The sequence below is a fragment of the Microbispora rosea genome (assembly GCF_044460045.1).
GTDB lineage: Bacteria > Actinomycetota > Actinomycetes > Streptosporangiales > Streptosporangiaceae > Microbispora > Microbispora rosea.
On the sequence record NZ_JBITJO010000002.1, the window covers coordinates 1 to 16,874 of the forward strand.

At 70.9% G+C, this 16,874-nt stretch carries 15 protein-coding genes; 2 read left to right on the forward strand and 13 right to left on the reverse strand.

The features are described from left to right. Nucleotides 1-858, forward strand: an 858-nt coding sequence (locus ACIBK1_RS07490) for a ricin-type beta-trefoil lectin domain protein (protein WP_396733202.1), incomplete at its 5' end; no start/stop codon positions are given. 212 nt (nt 859-1,070) lie between these two features. Here ACIBK1_RS07490 and ACIBK1_RS07495 read toward each other — a convergent pair. Beyond that, nucleotides 1,071-1,625: a hypothetical protein gene (locus ACIBK1_RS07495; protein WP_396733205.1), complete on the reverse strand. Its 555-nt coding sequence runs from the start codon at nt 1,623-1,625 to the stop codon at nt 1,071-1,073. 468 nt (nt 1,626-2,093) lie between these two features. Between ACIBK1_RS07495 and ACIBK1_RS07500 the strand changes: the two genes are divergently transcribed. Then, nucleotides 2,094-5,273, forward strand: coding sequence for a penicillin acylase family protein (locus tag ACIBK1_RS07500; RefSeq protein ID WP_030504929.1), 3,180 nt, complete (start codon nt 2,094-2,096; stop codon nt 5,271-5,273). Between the two features lie 8 nt (nt 5,274-5,281). Here the strand turns inward: ACIBK1_RS07500 and ACIBK1_RS07505 are convergent, their stop codons facing one another. The 12 genes from ACIBK1_RS07505 to ruvX all read right to left on the reverse strand — a co-directional run bounded on the left by ACIBK1_RS07505 (nt 5,282) and on the right by ruvX (nt 16,871). Further along, the gene (locus ACIBK1_RS07505) at nt 5,282-5,527 is read right to left on the reverse strand and encodes a hypothetical protein (RefSeq protein ID WP_030504930.1); all 246 of its coding nucleotides are present in this window, start codon (nt 5,525-5,527) and stop codon (nt 5,282-5,284) included. A 108-nt stretch (nt 5,528-5,635) separates the two neighbouring features. Continuing rightward, nucleotides 5,636-8,206, reverse strand: coding sequence for a phenylalanine--tRNA ligase subunit beta (locus tag ACIBK1_RS07510; RefSeq protein WP_396733209.1), 2,571 nt, complete (start codon nt 8,204-8,206; stop codon nt 5,636-5,638). Beyond that, a complete protein-coding gene (pheS, locus tag ACIBK1_RS07515; protein ID WP_030504932.1) occupies nt 8,206-9,306 on the reverse strand; it encodes a phenylalanine--tRNA ligase subunit alpha in 1,101 nt (366 codons plus the stop codon). The genes ACIBK1_RS07510 and pheS overlap by 1 nt, the downstream gene beginning before the upstream one ends. Before the next feature lie 108 nt (nt 9,307-9,414). Next, nucleotides 9,415-10,509 carry a sensor histidine kinase gene (locus ACIBK1_RS07520; RefSeq protein ID WP_030504933.1) on the reverse strand — a complete coding sequence of 365 codons (1,095 nt, stop codon included), beginning with the start codon at nt 10,507-10,509 and terminating at the stop codon, nt 9,415-9,417. Nucleotides 10,510-10,606: 97 nt separating this feature from the next. Next, nucleotides 10,607-11,440 carry a TrmH family RNA methyltransferase gene (locus ACIBK1_RS07525; RefSeq protein ID WP_030504934.1) on the reverse strand — a complete coding sequence of 278 codons (834 nt, stop codon included), beginning with the start codon at nt 11,438-11,440 and terminating at the stop codon, nt 10,607-10,609. Between the two features lie 70 nt (nt 11,441-11,510). Then, a complete protein-coding gene (gene rplT / locus ACIBK1_RS07530; RefSeq protein WP_030504935.1) occupies nt 11,511-11,891 on the reverse strand; it encodes a 50S ribosomal protein L20 in 381 nt (126 codons plus the stop codon). Nucleotides 11,892-11,913: 22 nt separating this feature from the next. Further along, nucleotides 11,914-12,108 carry a 50S ribosomal protein L35 gene (rpmI, locus tag ACIBK1_RS07535; protein WP_030504936.1) on the reverse strand — a complete coding sequence of 65 codons (195 nt, stop codon included), beginning with the start codon at nt 12,106-12,108 and terminating at the stop codon, nt 11,914-11,916. A gap of 141 nt (nt 12,109-12,249) precedes the next feature. Next, on the reverse strand, nt 12,250-12,927 hold the full coding sequence (gene infC, locus ACIBK1_RS07540) for a translation initiation factor IF-3 (protein WP_051761064.1): 678 nt from the start codon (nt 12,925-12,927) through the stop codon (nt 12,250-12,252). 207 nt (nt 12,928-13,134) lie between these two features. Then, nucleotides 13,135-13,986 (reverse strand): shikimate dehydrogenase, encoded by an 852-nt coding sequence (locus ACIBK1_RS07545; protein ID WP_396733213.1) that lies wholly within the window; start codon nt 13,984-13,986, stop codon nt 13,135-13,137. Beyond that, nucleotides 13,983-15,137: an endolytic transglycosylase MltG gene (mltG, locus tag ACIBK1_RS07550; protein ID WP_030504939.1), complete on the reverse strand. Its 1,155-nt coding sequence runs from the start codon at nt 15,135-15,137 to the stop codon at nt 13,983-13,985. The genes ACIBK1_RS07545 and mltG (ACIBK1_RS07550) overlap by 4 nt, the downstream gene beginning before the upstream one ends. Before the next feature lie 199 nt (nt 15,138-15,336). After that, a complete protein-coding gene (gene mltG, locus ACIBK1_RS07555; RefSeq protein WP_396733216.1) occupies nt 15,337-16,371 on the reverse strand; it encodes an endolytic transglycosylase MltG in 1,035 nt (344 codons plus the stop codon). Continuing rightward, nucleotides 16,368-16,871 carry a Holliday junction resolvase RuvX gene (ruvX, locus tag ACIBK1_RS07560; RefSeq protein ID WP_396733220.1) on the reverse strand — a complete coding sequence of 168 codons (504 nt, stop codon included), beginning with the start codon at nt 16,869-16,871 and terminating at the stop codon, nt 16,368-16,370. Before ruvX ends, mltG (ACIBK1_RS07555) begins: the two co-directional genes overlap by 4 nt. Between the last annotated feature and the right edge of the window lie 3 nt (nt 16,872-16,874).

The following is a 16,874-nucleotide window of genomic DNA, read 5'->3' on the forward strand; positions in this document are numbered from 1 at the left end:
GTCGGCAACCACAGCTGGACCCACCCCCACCTCACCCAGATGAGCAGCTCACAAATCCAGTCCGAACTCCAGCGCACCCAACAAGCCATCCAGCAGGCCACCGGCACCGCACCCAAACTGTTCCGCCCCCCATACGGCGAAACCAACTCCACCCTCAAGACCGTCGAACAACAACTCGGCCTCAGAGAAATCATCTGGGACGTCGACTCCCAAGACTGGAACGGCGCCAGCACCTCCCAAATCGTCCAAGCCGCCGGCCGCCTCCAAAACGGCCAGATCATCCTCATGCACGACCAATACGCCACCACCGTCCAAGCCATCTCCCAAATCGCCGCCAACCTCCGCAGCCGCAACCTCTGCGCCGGCATGATCTCCCCCACCACCGGACGCGCCGTCGCCCCCGACGGCAGCGGACCCACCTCCCCATCCCCCACAAACCCCCAGTCGCCCAGCGCGACCCCCACCTCCGGTGGTGGCACCGGGTCGATCAGGGGTGTCGCCTCAGGCCGCTGCGTGGACGTGCCGAACGCGAGCACCTCCGACGGCACGCAGGTGCAGCTGTACGACTGCAACGGCCAGACCAACCAGACCTGGAGCTCCACCTCTGCCGGTGAGATCCGCGTGTACGGCAACAAGTGCCTGGACGCGGCCGGCACCGGCAACGGCGCCAAGGTGCAGATCTACAGCTGCTGGGGCGGCGACAACCAGAAGTGGCGCGTCAACTCCGACGGCAGCATCCAGGGCGTTCAGTCCGGGCTGTGCCTGGACGCCGTCGGGCAGGGCACCGGCAACGGCACCCAGATCCAGCTGTACGCCTGCCACGGCGGCAACAACCAAAAGTGGACCTGGAACAGATAGCCCGACCTGTGGCCCGTAGTGCGGAACACCCCCGGCGCACCGCGGGCCACGACCCGGCCGCCCCTTGATCGTATGAACCTGGCTGTCGGTCTCCCGCCGCGTGAGCCGACCGCCAGGAACGGTGCGGCGCTCTCCCGGAGCGCCGCACCTTTCCCGCTGTCCACGTCTCCTCCATGGCCCCGCCGGGAGGGCTTCAAGGCAAAGACGACGACTCAGCCGCAGATATCCCGCGCATACTTCATGAATTCGCTCTTCGTGAAAGTCTCACCCGGATACCCGCCGGCGATCTGGCCCGGCTTCAGGTCGTCGAAATCCGCCAGCGTGAAAGACACCTGACCGTAGGACATGTCCTTGCCCGCATCGGGCCACGCCATGAGGCGATAGGTGACGCCGGGCACCAGCAGGGCGTGACCGGAAAGCAGGATCCAGTCCGATCCCGGCGACTTCGGATCCAGCCACGTGAAGTGGTCACGGCCTTTCGCGGTGGTGAACTTCGCCACCGGCTTCTCCGACTCTCTCTCCTCGATGAAAACCGTGACCTGGCGGGGCGGGGAGTCGTCGCACCAGGTGACGGCGACGGAGGGGGCGCCGTCGTTGGACCGCATGATGCTGACCGCGCCCCCCTCTCGTTGCGTGCAGGCCGCGAGTACGGCCACAAGCGTGAAGGCGGCCGCGACGACGCGAAGAAGGCGGCCCATCGACATCGCGTGCATCTTCCCCATCAGGTCGAGCCGGCTGTCGTCGAGCCTCGGGCCGTACGCCGTCATGCAGGCGTCCCGCCGTACCGCCGGCACATCCCGGCGTCGGTATCCGCGCCGGCCGCGCCGCTGGGTGGCCTCGGAGACCATGGTGTCGTCGCGGTCGTCGCCATTCTCGGGGTGCGGGAACGGTGTTCATGCAACCGATCGGAATTTACCGGCACGAGATCATCGACGTCCATCGCAACCAATGTGATCTGCACCATTGAGGAAATCCATCTTTTCTCTGGATCTCATCGAGAAGACACAGCCGGAATGGCGCGCGCTGAACTCGGGAAGCAGCCGCCCTCCCCGCTCTCCCGGCACCCGGCACACCGGTGGCGGTCAGGCGCGCGGACGTGATCACGGTGAAATGGGCATTGATCCTCTGGTTACCCGCGCGTATCGTCCAGAGTCGAGCCTCGCTCACGTTCGCGCGCGTGAACAGCACCGTCCTCGGTCCCTTCACCCCCCGACATCGCGAAGGGAAGTTCCCCCATGCACGCGCGCCTTCGACGGGCGATCACTGCTGCCGCCGCGCTGGCCCTCGTCGCCGTCGGCCTGCCGGCGGCGCCGGCCGCCGCAGCCCCCTACTACCCGTCCGACGACTACTGCCTCGGCCAGTGCGCGGACATCCTGCCGCCCGGCCAGAACGGCAACGCCACACTCGTCGACATCCTGGGCAACCAGGCCCTCGGCACGTATCCGGCCCACAGCAAGGACCAGCTCGGCAAGTACGCCGACCTGCTCTCGGGCTACACCGGCCTGACCGACGAGCAGATCTCCGCGTTCTTCAACGACAGCGCGTTCGGCGTGCCGGCGAACCAGGTCGAGAGCACGGTGAGCCCGCGCTCGGACGTCACCATCGTCCGCGACAAGGCGACCGGCGTCCCGCACGTCACCGGCACCACCCGCGAGGGCACCATGTTCGGCGCGGGTTATGCCGGCGCGCAGGACCGGCTGTGGCTGATGGACCTCATGCGCCACGTCGGCCGCGGCGAGCTGACGCCGTTCGCCGGCGGCGCCGCGGGCAACAGGGAGCTGGAGCAGAGCGTCTGGCGCAACTCCCCCTACACCGAGGCCGACCTCCAGGCCCAGATCGACCGGTTGAAGACGGCCGGGACCCGGGGCGCCCAGCTCTATGCGGACGTGCAGAACTACGTCGCCGGCATCAACGCGTACATCGACCACTGCATGGCCGGCCGCAACTGCCCGGGTGAGTACGTGCTCACCGGCCATCTCGACGCGATCACGAACAAGGGCGGCCCTGAGGACTTCCGGATGACCGACCTGATCGCGATCTCCGGCGTGATCGGCGGCCTTTTCGGCGGTGGGGGCGGCGCCGAGATGCAGTCCGCCCTCGTACGCGTGGCCGCGCGGGCGAAGTACGGCACAGCCGCGGGCGACCAGGCGTGGGCGTCGTTCCGCTCGCAGAACGACCCGGAGACTGTGCTGACCCTGCACAGCGACCAGAGCTTCCCCTTCGGGACGGCCCCGGCCGGCGCGACCGGAGTGGTGCTGCCCGACGCGGGCACGACCGCGCCGGTCGACATCACGGCCAACGAGACCGGCACCGCGAGGTCCGCCACCACGCAGGTCAGGAGCGCGCTGACCGGGCTCACCGTGGACAGCTCCAAGCCGGACATGTCCAACGCCATCGTGGTCTCGGCCGCTAAGGCGACCGGCGGCCACCCGATCGCCGTGTTCGGCCCGCAGACCGGCTACTTCGCGCCGCAACTGCTCATGCTGGAAGAGCTGTCCGGGCCCGGCGTCCGGGCACGCGGCGCGGCCTTCGCCGGGCTCAACCTCTACGTGCTGCTCGGACGCGGCACCGACTACGCCTGGAGCGCCACCTCCGCGGCCGAGGACATCACCGACACCTACGCCGTGACGCTGTGCGACCCGAACGGCGGCACGCCCACGGTCGCCGGCGACCACTACCTCTACCACGGCGTCTGCACGCCGATGGAGACGCTGAAGAAGACCAACTCCTGGAAGCCCAGCACGGCCGACTCCACCGCGGCCGGGTCGTACGACCTGGTCGTCGAGCGCACCAAGTATGGCCTGGTCACCTGGCGGGGCACGGTCGGCGGCGTGCCGACGGCCTTCACCACGCTGCGCTCGACCTACCAGCACGAAGCGGACTCCGCGATCGGCTTCCAGATGTTCAACGACCCGGCGGAGATGGGCTCGGCGGCGGCCTTCCGTGACTCGGCCTCCACCATCGGCTTCGCGTTCAACTGGTTCTACGTGAACTCCACCGACGCGGCGTACTTCATGTCCGGCAACGTCCCCGTGCGGTCGGCGGTGTCCGACCCGAACCTGCCCATGACGGGCGACGCCGCGCACGAGTGGAGCGGCTTCGACCCCGCGACCAACACGGCGTCCTACGTTCCGCCCTCGGCGCACCCGCAGGCGGTCAACCAGGACTACTTCGTGAGCTGGAACAACAAGCAGGCCAAGGACTTCGGCGCGTCCGACGGCAACTTCAGCTTCGGGGCGGTCCACCGGGCCGACCTGCTCGACGCGCCGGTCAAGGCGGCCCTGTCCTCGGGCACCCTCGACCGCGCCGGGGTCGTGAAGATCATGGCAGCGGCGGCGACGACCGATCTGCGCGGGTGGAAGGTGCTCCCCAAGCTGCTGCGCGTGATCGACAGCGCGTCCGTGTCCGACCCCGCCCTGGCCTCGGCCGTCTCCAAGCTGTCGGCCTGGGCCGCCGCGGGCGCCAGGCGGGAGGAGACCGCCAAGGGCAGCAAGACCTACGCGCACGCCGACGCCATCCGGATCTTCGACGCCTGGTGGCCGAAGCTGGTGCGGGCGCAGTTCCGGCCCGGGCTGGGCGACGGGCTCTACCAGTCGCTGGTCAACGCGCTGCAGATCAACGAGTCGCCGTCCGGGCACCAGCAGGGCGACGTCTCCTCGCTGCCCGGCTCGGCAAACGAGGCGCAGGCCCACAAGGGGTCGTCGTTCCAGTACGGCTGGTGGGGCTACGTGGACAAGGACATCCGGGCCGTGCTGGGCGACCCGGTGGCCGCTCCCCTGCCGGCGAAGTACTGCGGGGCGACCGTGGCGGCCTGCCGTACGGTCCTGCTGGACAGCCTGTCGGCTGCGCTGGCCGAACCGGCGGCGACGACCTACCCGGGTGACGACTCCTGCTCGGCGGGCGAGCAGTGGTGCGCCGACGCCGTCCGGCAGTCGCCGCTCGGCGGCGTCAAGCACTCGCTGATCTCCTGGCAGAACCGGCCGACCTACCAGCAGGTGGTCTCGTTCCCGGCCCACCGAGGAGACGACGTGACCGACCTCGCCCTTGGCCGTACGGCGAGCGCGTCGAGCACGCAGGGCTCCTACAGCCCCGCGAAGGCCGTCGACGGGGACCCGGCCAGCCGGTGGGCGAGCGGGTGGAGCGACAACCAGTACGTCCAGGTCGATCTCGGCTCCGCGAAGACCGTGGGACGGGTGATCCTGCGCTGGGAGACGGCCTACGGCTCGTCGTACCGGATCCAGACCTCGCCGGACGGCGCCACGTGGACCACCGTCGCGCAGACGACCACAGGCGACGGCGGCGTGGACAACGTCACGTTCGCGCCGACCGGCGCGCGGCACGTGCGGATGCAGGGCGTGAAACGCGGCACCGGCTACGGCTACTCGCTGTACTCCTTCGAGGTGTACGGCAGGTAGGACGGCGGTCAGCCCGGCTCGCGCCAGCCCTCGCCCTCCTCGGCGAGGGCGTCGAGCCGGGCGAGGTCGTCCGGGCCGAGGGCGCCGTGCGGGTCGTCCACGACGACCACCCACTGGGCGTCCTCGGCGTCGTCCTCGCCCGCGAGCAACTCACGGAGGACGCCGGGAACGCCGAGTGCCGGGAACAGCTCGGCGACGGTCTCGGCGGACTCCTCCGCGCTGTCCCGCTCGGGGAACACCAGAAGGTGACGCAACGCTCCTCCGGGAGAGACGACGGCGGGTGCCGGCCCGGTGTATCCGCACGGCGTCGTTTCACACCGTGCCGGCACCCGCTCAGGCGATCATGCCCAGGTGATCATTGCTCAGGCGCCGCGGAGCTGGGCTCCGGTGCGCTCGGCGGCGAGGGCGACGGCGGCGTCGCGCGCCGCCGTGGTCTCCTCGGCCGTGAGCGTGCGGTCGGGCGCCCGGAACCGCAGCGTGTAGGCCAGGGACTTGTTGCCCTCGCCCACCTGCGGGCCCGTGTAGACGTCGAACAGCCTGATCGACTCCAGCAGCTCGCCCGCCCCCGCCCGGAGGGCGGCCTCGACCTCGGCGACCGGGGTGGAGACGGCGACGGTCAGCGCGACGTCCTGCGTGGCCACCGGGTAGGCGGACACGGCGGGCGTCTGCACCGGCCCGTCGGGGCTGAGCAGCGACAGCTCCAGCTCCATCGCGCAGGTGCGCGGCGGCAGCCCGTAGGCCTCGACGACCCGGGGGTGCAGCTCGCCGGCGTGACCGGCAAGCACCGTCTCACCGGTCTCGGCGTCGGTGACGGTCAGCGCGGCGCATCGCCCGGGATGCCACGGCTCGTGCTGATCGGCCCGGACGCCGAGCTCCACGCCCGCCGCGCGCGCGACCGTGCGAGCCGCCTCGACCGCGTCGGCCCAGGACGCCTGCCGGCCCTCGCCCCACCAGCCGGAGCGCTCGAACTCTCCCGCCAGCACCACGGCCACCCGGAGCGGCTGCCTCGGCAGCGCCGCCTCGATCGCCGCCAGCTCCTCCTCCGTGGGCCTGCGGTCGACCGGGAGGACCGGAGCCGTCGCGGGGGCCTGCGGCTCGGGCCGGTAGACCAGCCCGGACTCAAACAGCGCCACGTCGGCGTGGCCGCGGCCCACGTTGCGCACCAGGGTCTTCAGCAGGCCCGGCAGCAGCGTGGTCCGCATGTACGGCTCGTCCTCGCTGAGCGGGTTGACCAGCCGGGTCGCCCGCCTGCGGGGGTCCTGCTCGGGCAGCAGCAGGTTGTCGAGGTCGCGCGGCCCCATGAACGGGTAGGCGAGCACCTCCACGTATCCCGCGTGGGCCAGGGCCTGGCCCACCCGGCGGCGCATCCGCTGCGCCTCGGTCAGCCCGCCCCCGGCCGGGGCCGGCGGCAGGACCGACGGGATGCGGTCGTACCCCTCCAGCCGGATGACCTCCTCCGCGAGGTCGTTCGGGTCGGTCAGGTCGGGGCGCCACGTCGGCGGCGTGACCGTGATCAGGTCGTCGCCGTGGGCGGTCAGCCGGTCGGCGAGGTCGCCGGAGGCGACCACCCCGGTGGCCGCGACGCCGTGCCCGGCCGAGGCTGCGGGGGCGGCGCCCTCCGTCACCGTGCAGCCGATCTGCTCCAGCCTGCGGATCACGGTCTCCCGCTCGTACGTCACGCCCGCCACACGGCTGGGGTGGTCGGCCGGGATGGTGATCCGCACCGGCGAGACCTCCACCTGGGTGTGGGTCACTCCGGGGCCGGCGACGGCCCCGCCCAGCTCGACGAGGAGCTGGACGGCACGCCACGACGCGGCCAGGGGCAGCTCGCGGTCGACGCCGCGCTCGAAGCGCTTGGACGCCTCGCTCACGAGGTTGTGCCGCCGCGACTCGCGGGCGATGCCGGTGGCGGAGAAGTGCGCCGCCTCGATGACGATGTCGGTCGAGACCTCGGAAATCTCCGTGTGCAGGCCGCCCATCGTGCCGGCCATCGAGATCGGGCCCGAGTCGTCGGTGATGAGGATGTCCTCGTCGTGGAGCGTCCGCACCACGTGGTCGAGCGTCTCCAGGGTCTCCCCCGGCCTGGCCCGCCGTACGACGATCGGGCCGGACAGGCGCGACCGGTCGAAGGCGTGCAGGGGCTGGCCGAGCTCCAGCATCACGTAGTTGGTGATGTCGACGGCCAGCGAGACCGAACGCATGCCGGCGCGGTCCAGCCGCACCCGCATCCACAGCGGGGACTCCGCGGCCGGGTCGAACCCGGTGACCGAGCGCAGCACGAAGCGGTCGCAGGCGGAGGGGTCGGCGATCGACGCGGGCCACGACTCGCCGCCGCCGGACTCCGCCTCGGTCGCGGCCGGGTCGCGGAACGGCACGCCGAACGCGATGGCCGCCTCGCGGGCGACGCCGCGGATCGACAGGGCGTATCCGCGGTCGGTGGCGACCTCCAGTTCGAGCACGTCGTCACGCAGGCCGAGCAGCTCGACCACGTCGGCGCCGATCGGGGTGCCCTGCGGCAGCAGCAGGATGCCCGGAGACGACTCGGCGATGCCGAGCTCGGCCTCCGAGCAGATCATGCCGTCGGACAGGCGCCCGTAGGTCTTGCGGGAGCCGATCTCGAAACCGCCGGGAAGCACCGCGCCAGGCAGCGCGACCGGGACCACGGCGCCCACGGAGAAGTTCGTCGCGCCGCAGACGATCTCACGCGGCGTCGCCTCCCCCACCTCGACCTTGCAGTGCCGGATGGGCTTCTTGAACCCGGTCAGCTCCTCGATCTCGAGGACCCGGCCGACCACGACGTTCTTGATCTCGTGGCCGTGCGAGTGGATGGCCTCCAGCTTGAGGCCGGCGGCGGTGAGCCGGTCGGCCACCTCCTGGGCGGTGACCGCGGGGAGATCGACGTACTCCCGCAGCCATGAAAGCGGGACCTTCATCAGACCTCCATTCCGAACGGCAGGGTGAACCGGATGTCGCCCTCGACCATGTCACGCATGTCCTCGGCGTTGTGGCGGAACATCAGCGTCCGCTCCACGCCCATGCCGAAGGCGAATCCCGAGTAGACGGCGGGGTCGACGCCGCAGGCCAGCAGCACGCGCGGGTTGACCATGCCGCAGCCGCCCCACTCGATCCAGCCCTCCGACTTGCAGGTGCGGCAGGGCGGGTTGCCCGGCACCGCCGAGGAGCCGCGGCAGACGAAGCAGCGCAGGTCGAGCTCGGCCGACGGCTCGGTGAACGGGAAGTAGTGCGGCCGGAAGCGGGTGGTGATCCCGGCGCCGAACATCACCTCCGCAAACCGGTCGAGCGTGCCCTTGAGGTGGGCCATCGTCAGCCCCTTGTCGATCGCCAGGCCCTCGACCTGGTGGAAGACCGGCGTGTGCGTGGCGTCCAGCTCGTCGGTGCGGAAGGTCTTGCCCGGCGACACCACGTAGACGGGCAGCGGGCGCGACAGCAGGGCCCTGATCTGCACCGGCGAGGTCTGGGTGCGCAGCACCTTCCCCGAATCGACGCTCTCCACGAAGAACGTGTCGTGGTCGGACCGGGCCGGATGATCGGGGGCGATGTTCAGCGCGTCGAAGTTGAACCACTCGCCTTCGAGCTCGGGGCCCTCCGCCATCTCGTAACCCATCGCCACGAACGCGTCGGCGATGCGCTCCTGCAAGGTGGTCAGCGGGTGCCGGGCGCCTCGCGGCGCGCGGTCCCAGGGCAGCGTGACGTCGACGGTCTCCTCGATGAGGACCCGCGCGTCCCGCTCGGCCTCCAGCTCGGCCTGGCGGGCGGCGAGCGCCTCACCGATGGCCTTGCGCGCGGCGCCGATCCGCTTGCCCGCCTCGGCGCGGGCCGCCGGCGGCAGTGCGCCGATCTCACGGTTAGCCAGTGCGATCGGCGAGCGGTCGCCCGCGTGGGCGAGCCTGGCCTGCTTCAGATCGTCGAGGTCGCGCGCCGCGGCGATGGCGGCGAGGGCGTCGGCCTGCGCCTGCACGACCTCGTCGGCGTGCAGCGGCGTCACCTCGACCGGGTCATAGGTGTTCGACAAGAGAGAGCTCCGTATCCAGGGGCTGCGAGCGCCCTGCGCTCAGCGTGGTCAGTTTAGTCCGATCAGCCCACCGGGCCGTCCTCCGCGCGATCGGCCTGTGGAAAAGGCTCAGGCGAAATCAGGGGTGCCGGTGGGCAAGGTAAATCGGAACTCCGCGCCGCCGCCGGGCGCGCGCTGCACGCTGATGGTGCCGCCGTGGGCCTCGACGAGGCCCTTGACGATGAACAGACCGAGGCCGGTCCCTCCTCGGCGGCGGCCGTTGCCCCGCCAGAACTGGCGGAAGACGCGGCCGACCAGCTCGGGGGCCACGCCCTCACCCTGGTCCCGCACCGACACCGCCACTCCCCATTCGACCGGCTCCACCACTATGGTCACCGTACCGCGTCCGTGGCGCACCGCGTTTTCCACCAGGTTCGCGAGAACCTGGTCAATCTTGTCCTGATCGAGCCACATCTCCGGCAGTTCGCCGAGGACCTCCAGCCGGAAACGGTCCTCCGGCTCCCCCGCCGCCACCCTGCCGGCGATGATCCTGCGGGCCCGGGCCGGCACGTCCACGATCTGGCGGTGGATCTCCAGCCTGCCGGACTCGATGCGCGAGACGTCGAGCAGCTCGGTGATCAGCCGCGTCACCCGGTCGGCGTCCGCGTTGACCGTCTCCAGCATGACGCGCTTCTGGGCGTCGGTGAAGCGGTCCCACTTGGCCAGCAGCGTCGCGGTGAACCCCTTGACGCTGGTCAGCGGCGAGCGCAGCTCGTGGGCCACGGTCGAGACCAGGTCGGCGCGGCTGCGCTCGATCCGGGCGCGCGCCGATGCGTCGCGCAGCGTGATCACGACGCGCTGAACGCGGCCGCCGCGCGGCGGCGTGCGGACGAAACGCGCGGCGACCAGCATCTCCTGGCGGCCGGGCAGGTGCAGCGGCCGTTCCGGCTGGCGGCTGCGGGTGGACAGCCCGCCCTGCGGGTCGAGCCACTTCCACCAGTCGCGGCCGTCCTGGTCGCGCATCGGCAGCACGTCGCCGATAGGCCTGCCCACCGCCGCCTCGCGGGCCACCCCGGTCAGCCGCTCGGCGGCCCGGTTGACCATCAGGATCAGGCCCTCGGCGTCGGTGGCGACGAGGCCGTCGGGAAGGTCGTCGACGTCGATGTGCGCCCGCCCTCCGGCGTCCCCCTCAAGGGCGCCGCCGGGGGTGTCGTCACCTCGCACGAGACCGCCTCCTCGAGCTCCGGAACTGCGCGCGCCGCCGACGTCCTGCGCGACTCCTTCGCCGACAATAGCGGGTTTCCCGGGCTCGGCAGCAGCCTCAGAGCGCCGGGGTAGTGGGATCTTCCACGGAATGTAAGGTCTGCCGCTGAGCGCGCGCGGAGGCGTACAGGCAGACCGCGGCGGCGGTGGCGAGATTCAGGCTTTCCGCCCGGCCGTAGATCGGGACGCGCACCACCTCGTCGGCCAGCGCGAGGAGCTCGGGCGGCAGTCCCCACGCCTCGTTGCCGAACAGCCAGGCGGCGGGCGCGTCCAGGGCGACCTCGTCGAGCGTCCGGGTGCCCGCGCCGTCGGCCGCGAACACGCGCAGCCCCGCTTCCCGCGCGTGCCGTACGGCGTCCGCCACGGAAGTGCCGGTCGCGACAGGCAGGTGGAACAGGCTGCCCGCGCTGGCCCGCACGCACTTGCCGTTGTACGGGTCCACCGACGCGTCGGTGAACACCACCGAGTCGGCGCCCGCGGCGTCGGCGGTGCGCAGGACTGTCCCGGCGTTGCCGGGATCGCGCACGTGGGCGAGGATCGCCACCAGGCGGGCCCCCCGCGGCACCGCCTCGGCCAGCGGTACGTGCACGAACCGGCACACGGCGAGCAGGCCCTGCGGGGTGACCGTCTGGGTCAGCTCCGACATGACCTCGCCGCTCGCGCGGTGGACCGGGACGCCCGCCGCGAGGGCGGCGGCCACGATGTCGGCGTGCCGCGTCTCCGCCTCGACCGTCGTGAACAGTTCGACCGTGACGTCCTTGAGTGCGAGGGCCTCGCGGACCGCCTGCGGCCCTTCCGCCAGGAACGCCCGGTCGCGGTCCCGGAAAGCCCGCTTGGTCAGCCTGCGGGCCGCCTTGACGCGCGGCGACTTGATGTTGGTGAGCTCCGCCATGCCCGCTTGTCCCCCCTCGACGTGAATGAGGGCCCGCCGCAGGCGGCGGGCCCTCGTTAGTGCGCAGGTGTCAGGCGACCGGCGCGTTCACGTCGGACGGGAGCGCCTTCCTGGCGGACTCGACCAGCGTGGCGAAGGTCTGCGCGTCGTTCACCGCGAGGTCCGCGAGGATCTTGCGGTCCACCTCGATGCCGGCCAGGCGCAGGCCCTGAATGAACCGGTTGTAGGTGATGCCGTTCGCGCGGGCGGCGGCGTTGATCCGCTGGATCCACAGCCGGCGGAACGTGCCCTTCTTGTCCTTGCGGTCCCGGTACGCATAGGTCATCGAGTGGAGCATCTGCTCCTTGGCCTTGCGGTAGAGCCGCGACCGCTGCCCGCGGTAACCACTTGCCCGCTCGAGGACGACCCGGCGCTTCTTCTTGGCGTTGAGCGCCCGCTTCACGCGTGCCATGTTGTTCTATCTCCCCGGGTCGTTACTTCGCGAGCAGCTTCTTGATCTTCTTGGTGTCGGCGTCGGACATGACGACGACACCCTCGAGACGGCGCGTGCGAGTGGACGGCTTGTGCTCGAACAGGTGCTGCCGGTTGGCGCGGCGGCGGACAACCTTGCCGGATCCGGTGAGCCGGAACCGCTTCTTCGCACCGCTGTGCGTCTTCATCTTCGGCATCTCAGCCGTCTCTCCTCTTTCGTCCGTGCCGACGGCCCAGGCTCGTAGCCCGGGCCGGCGGCCTGCCTTACTCCGCGAGACCGCCCCGGTCTCGGTTTCCGTGTACGTCTGCGGTGTCCCGCCGGGTGGTGCAGGCGGGCGTCACTGCGGCTGTGCGGCCTGCTCCTCGAGGGGCTCCGCCTCTTGCTCGCCGGTGCCGCGGGCCTTGGCGGCGGCCTTCTCGGCCTTCGCCTCGGCCTTCTTCTTGTGCGGCCCGATCACCATGATCATGTTGCGACCGTCCTGCTTCGGCTGCGACTCGACGAACCCCAGGTCGGTGACGTCCTCGGCGAGGCGCTGCAGGAGCCGGAAGCCCAGCTCGGGCCGAGACTGCTCGCGGCCCCGGAACATGATCGTGACCTTGACCTTGTCTCCGGCCTTCAGGAAGCGCACGACGTGACCCTTCTTGGTCTCGTAGTCGTGCGGGTCGATCTTCGGCCGGAGCTTGATCTCCTTGATGATCGTGTGCGCCTGGTTGCGGCGGGCCTCGCGCGCCTTCATGGCCGACTCGTACTTGAACTTGCCGTAGTCCATGAGCTTGCAGACGGGCGGGCGGGCCGTCGCCGCGACCTCCACCAGGTCGAGATCGCTCTCCTGCGCCAGCTTCAGTGCATCGCCAATGGAGACGATGCCGACCTGTTCGCCATTCGGGCCGACGAGGCGCACCTCGGGCACGCGAATACGGTCGTTGATGCGGGGCTCGGTGCTGATGGGACCTCCAAAAGACTTCCGCTTGTCTCGACCGTGCGGGGAAAAAACAAAACCCCGCACGTCACGCATGCGGGGTCACTGAGCTCTCCTGCCGAAAACTCCGGTGTGATCCTTAACCCGTCCGCCTTTCGGCGGAGCAGGTGGGAGGAGGACCTCCGCTTGCGCGTCCAGCTCATGCCGGACCGATCGAGTTCCTACGCTACCACAAACCGGAAGGCCCCCCGACGTATTCCTGGGGCTCCCATGGGGGTGCCACGGGAGCGCCCAGGGGGCCGCTCAGGAGGCGGCGCGCCGGGCGATCTCGGCCTCGCCGGCGGCACGCATGGCCTCCACCGGCACGTCCGTGCGGCCGGTCATCAGCTCGACCTGCCGCACGGCCTGGTGCAACAGCATCGGCAGGCCGCCGATCACGGTGCGCCCCCGCCTCCCCGCCGCAGTCGCCAGCGGCGTCGGCCAGGGCGCGTAGACGACGTCGAACAGCGCCGCCTTCTCGGACAGACGGGCCGCGATCCGCTCGGCCAGCGCGTCGGCCGCGCCGGACGGCAGCGTGGAGACCACCAGGTCGGCCTCGGGATCGAAGTCGCCGAAGGAGCGCAGGGTCACGGTCGCGCCGAGACGCTCGGCGACTCTCAGGGTCTCTCCCGCCCGGCCCGGATCGCGCACGACCAGCGTGACCTCCGCGAGGCCCATCTCTCGCAGGGCGGCGACGGCCGAGGCGGCGGTGGCGCCGCCGCCGAGGACGACCGCGGAGGCCGGCGCAGGCACGCCCGCCTCCGCGAGCGCCTGGACGATGCCGTACACGTCGGTGTTCTCGCCGTGCCGCGCGCCGTCGCGGAACACCACCGTGTTGGCGCCGCCGACCGCCAGCGCGAGGTCGGATACGACGTCGAGCAACGGCAGCACGGCGCGCTTGAGCGGCATCGTGAGCGAGAGCCCCGCCCATTCCGGACCGAGCCCGCCGATCAGATCGGCCAGCCCGTCCTCGGCGCACTCGATCGCGTCGTACCGCCAGTCGTGCAGTCCCATCGCCATGTACGCCGCCCGGTGCAGGACCGGGGAGAGCGAGTGCGCGATCGGGGAGCCCAGCACGGCGGCGCGACGACCGGTCCCCTGGCCGGTCACGGTCATTTGTTGTTCCTGTTGAACTCGTCGCGGAGCTTCCAGAACTCCGACTCCTTGTCGGTGAACTTGGTGATGCCCCGCTTGGGGTCGACCGTCACGAAGTACAGCCAGTTGCCGTCCGCCGGGTGCAGCGCGGCCTCGATCGCGTGGTCGCCGGGGTTGCTGATCGGACCGGGCGGCAGGCCGAAGTACTTGTACGTGTTGTAGCGCGAGGTGCTCTCCAGGTCGGCGTGCGAGGCCGCGATGCCGTACTTGTTCAGGCCGTACATGACCGTGCTGTCCATGCCCAGCTTCATCTGCGGGTTGGAGGTCAGCCGGTTGTAGATGACCCGGGCGACCTTCGGCATGTCCTCGGCGCTGCCCGACTCGGCCTGCACGATGCTGGCGATGGTGACGATCTGCTTGGCGTTGAAGCCGAGCTGCTTCGCCTGGCCCTCCAGGTCGACCCGGTCCGCGGTCTGGTTGAACCGGTCGACCATCTTGGTGAGGATCTGCTGCGGGGTGAGCTTGCTGCTGATCTCGTACGTCGCCGGGAACGCGAAGCCCTCCAGACGGCCCTTGGCGTACGAGGGAAGCCCGATGTCGGCACGAGCGGCCTTCTTGAAGTCCTCGACCGGCTTGCCCGTGGCGGTGGACAGCTCCTCGTAGATCTTGCTGAGCCGCAGCCCCTCGCGGATGACCAGCTGGTTGCGTATCCGCTTGTCGGGGTCGAGCAGGGTCAGGGCCGACGCGGCGGACATGCCCTTGCGCATCTCGTACTGGCCCGGCTGGAGCGAGGAGCTCTTCCCGGCCGCGCCGATGGCGTTGACGAACGCCCGCGCGCTGGCCACGACGCCCTCGTCCTCCAACATCTGGGCGACGTCGGTGGCGCTCGCGCCCTCCTCGATCTCGACGACGACCTCTCCGCGCCCCTCCCCGGTGAAGTCCTTGGGGATCATCACGCTGCGCGCCCAGGTGAACCCGAAGTAGCCGAGGCCTCCGAGGACCGCGACGATGATCACAACGGCGAACAGCGTGGCGACCCTGCCCTTGCGCCGCTGCTTCTTGCGGCGTCTGCGGCTGCGCCGCTGCTGGGTCCGGCTGCCAGAGGACCGGCGCCGGGGAGAACCGTCGTCGTCCTCGGCGCCGAGCAGGAAGTCCATGTCCAGATCATTCATAGTGCGCTGGCCAATCTCTCGGTACGAGAGGCCTCCCGTCAAGCGGGTGTGCCAAACCGAGGGGGTTCGGGACAGGGGGTTCCGCGGGGGGCGTTCCCGATATATGGAGCCCCGCCCGGGGGCGGCGGGGCCGTACGGACGCACCGAGCGCGCTCCGGAATCCGCGGGGGCGGCGCCGCGCGGATGCCTCAGGAGACGATCAGTTCGTCCCGAGATACCTGTTCAGCTCCTCCCGATATTTCCTGAACTCCGCCTCTTTGTCTGTGAATTTGGTGATTTTACGACGAGGATCCGTGGTGACGAACCAGTACCACGTGCCCTCGGCGGGGTGGAGGGCGGCCGTGAGCGCGCTCTCCCCCGGATTGCCGATGGGTCCGGGCGGCAGCCCGGGGCGCGCGTAGGTGTTGTACGGCGAGTCGACCCGCGTGTCCTCGTTGCTGACCTTGAGGGTGTGGCGGTTCAGCGCGTAGTTGATGGTGCTGTCCATCTCCAGCTTCGCGCCGCGCGCGAGACGGTTGTACACCACTCTGGCGATCTTGGGGTAGTCGGCCGGGACACCGCCCTCGGCCTGCACGATGCTGGCGACCGTCACCGCCTGCCTGGGCGTGAGCCGCATCCGCGGCGCCATGTCCTCCAGCTTCACCTTCGCGGCGGCGACGCGGAACCGGGCCGTCATCTTCCTGAGCAGATCGACGGCGGTCATCCCCGGCTCGATCTCGTACGTCGCGGGGAACAGGAACCCCTCGGCCGTCCCGTCGGCGTACGCGGGCAGGCGCAGGCGCCGGGGCTCGGCGACGGCCGTGGCGAAGTCCTTCGCGGGAATGCCGGTCCGGTCCGCGAGGATGCGCAGAACCTCGCTCGTACGCAGCCCCTCGGGCACGGTGACCGTGCGCACGACCCTGCTCGCGGGCGCGAGCAGCAGGTCGAGGGCGCTCGCGGCGGCCATGCGCCGCCGCAGCGTGTAACGGCCCGGATGCAGGCCGCTCTCCTTGGAGCGCGTGATCACCTGCTCGACGAACGACTGGGCGCTGGCCACCACGCCGGCCTGCTCCAGCGTCTTGCCGATCTCGGCGGCGCTCGCCCCCGGCGTGATCTCGATCGTGACCGTCCCCGAGCCGCCGCCGGAGAAGTCGGGGGCCTCGTCGGGCTGCCCGACCACCTGGTGCACGCCGTACGCCACCGCCACCGCGACCAGGGCGAGACCCCCGGCCACGGCGGCCGCGGTCCGCCTCACCGTGCGGTCCCGCCGCTCGCTTCCTCACCGGGCCCGGCGCCGGGCCGCGGTGGTTCGAGAGGTCTGCCGGGGGGATTGCCGGTGGCCCGCTCGCCGTCGAGCGCGGCCTGCAGCAGCACGACGGCCGCCGCCTGGTCGATCACGTCACGCTGGTCGCGGGCCTTCACACCGCTGGAACGCAGGCCCTGCTGGGCGCTGACCGTGGTGAGCCGCTCGTCCACCAGCCGGATCGGGACCGGAGCCACCCGCGGGGCCAGCCGCGCGGCGAACTCGCGCGCCGCCCCGGCGGCGTGGCTCTCCTTCCCCGACAGCGACGTGGGCAGCCCGACCACGATCTCGATCGCCTCGTGCTCGGCCGTGATCTCCGCGATCCTCGCCAGGTCGCCCCGGCCGCGCCGTACGGTCTCCACCGGCGTGGCCAGCAGACCCGACGGGTCGCTGCGGGCCACGCCGATGCGGACGGAGCCGACGTCGACCCCGATCCTGACGCCGTGCCTCATCGG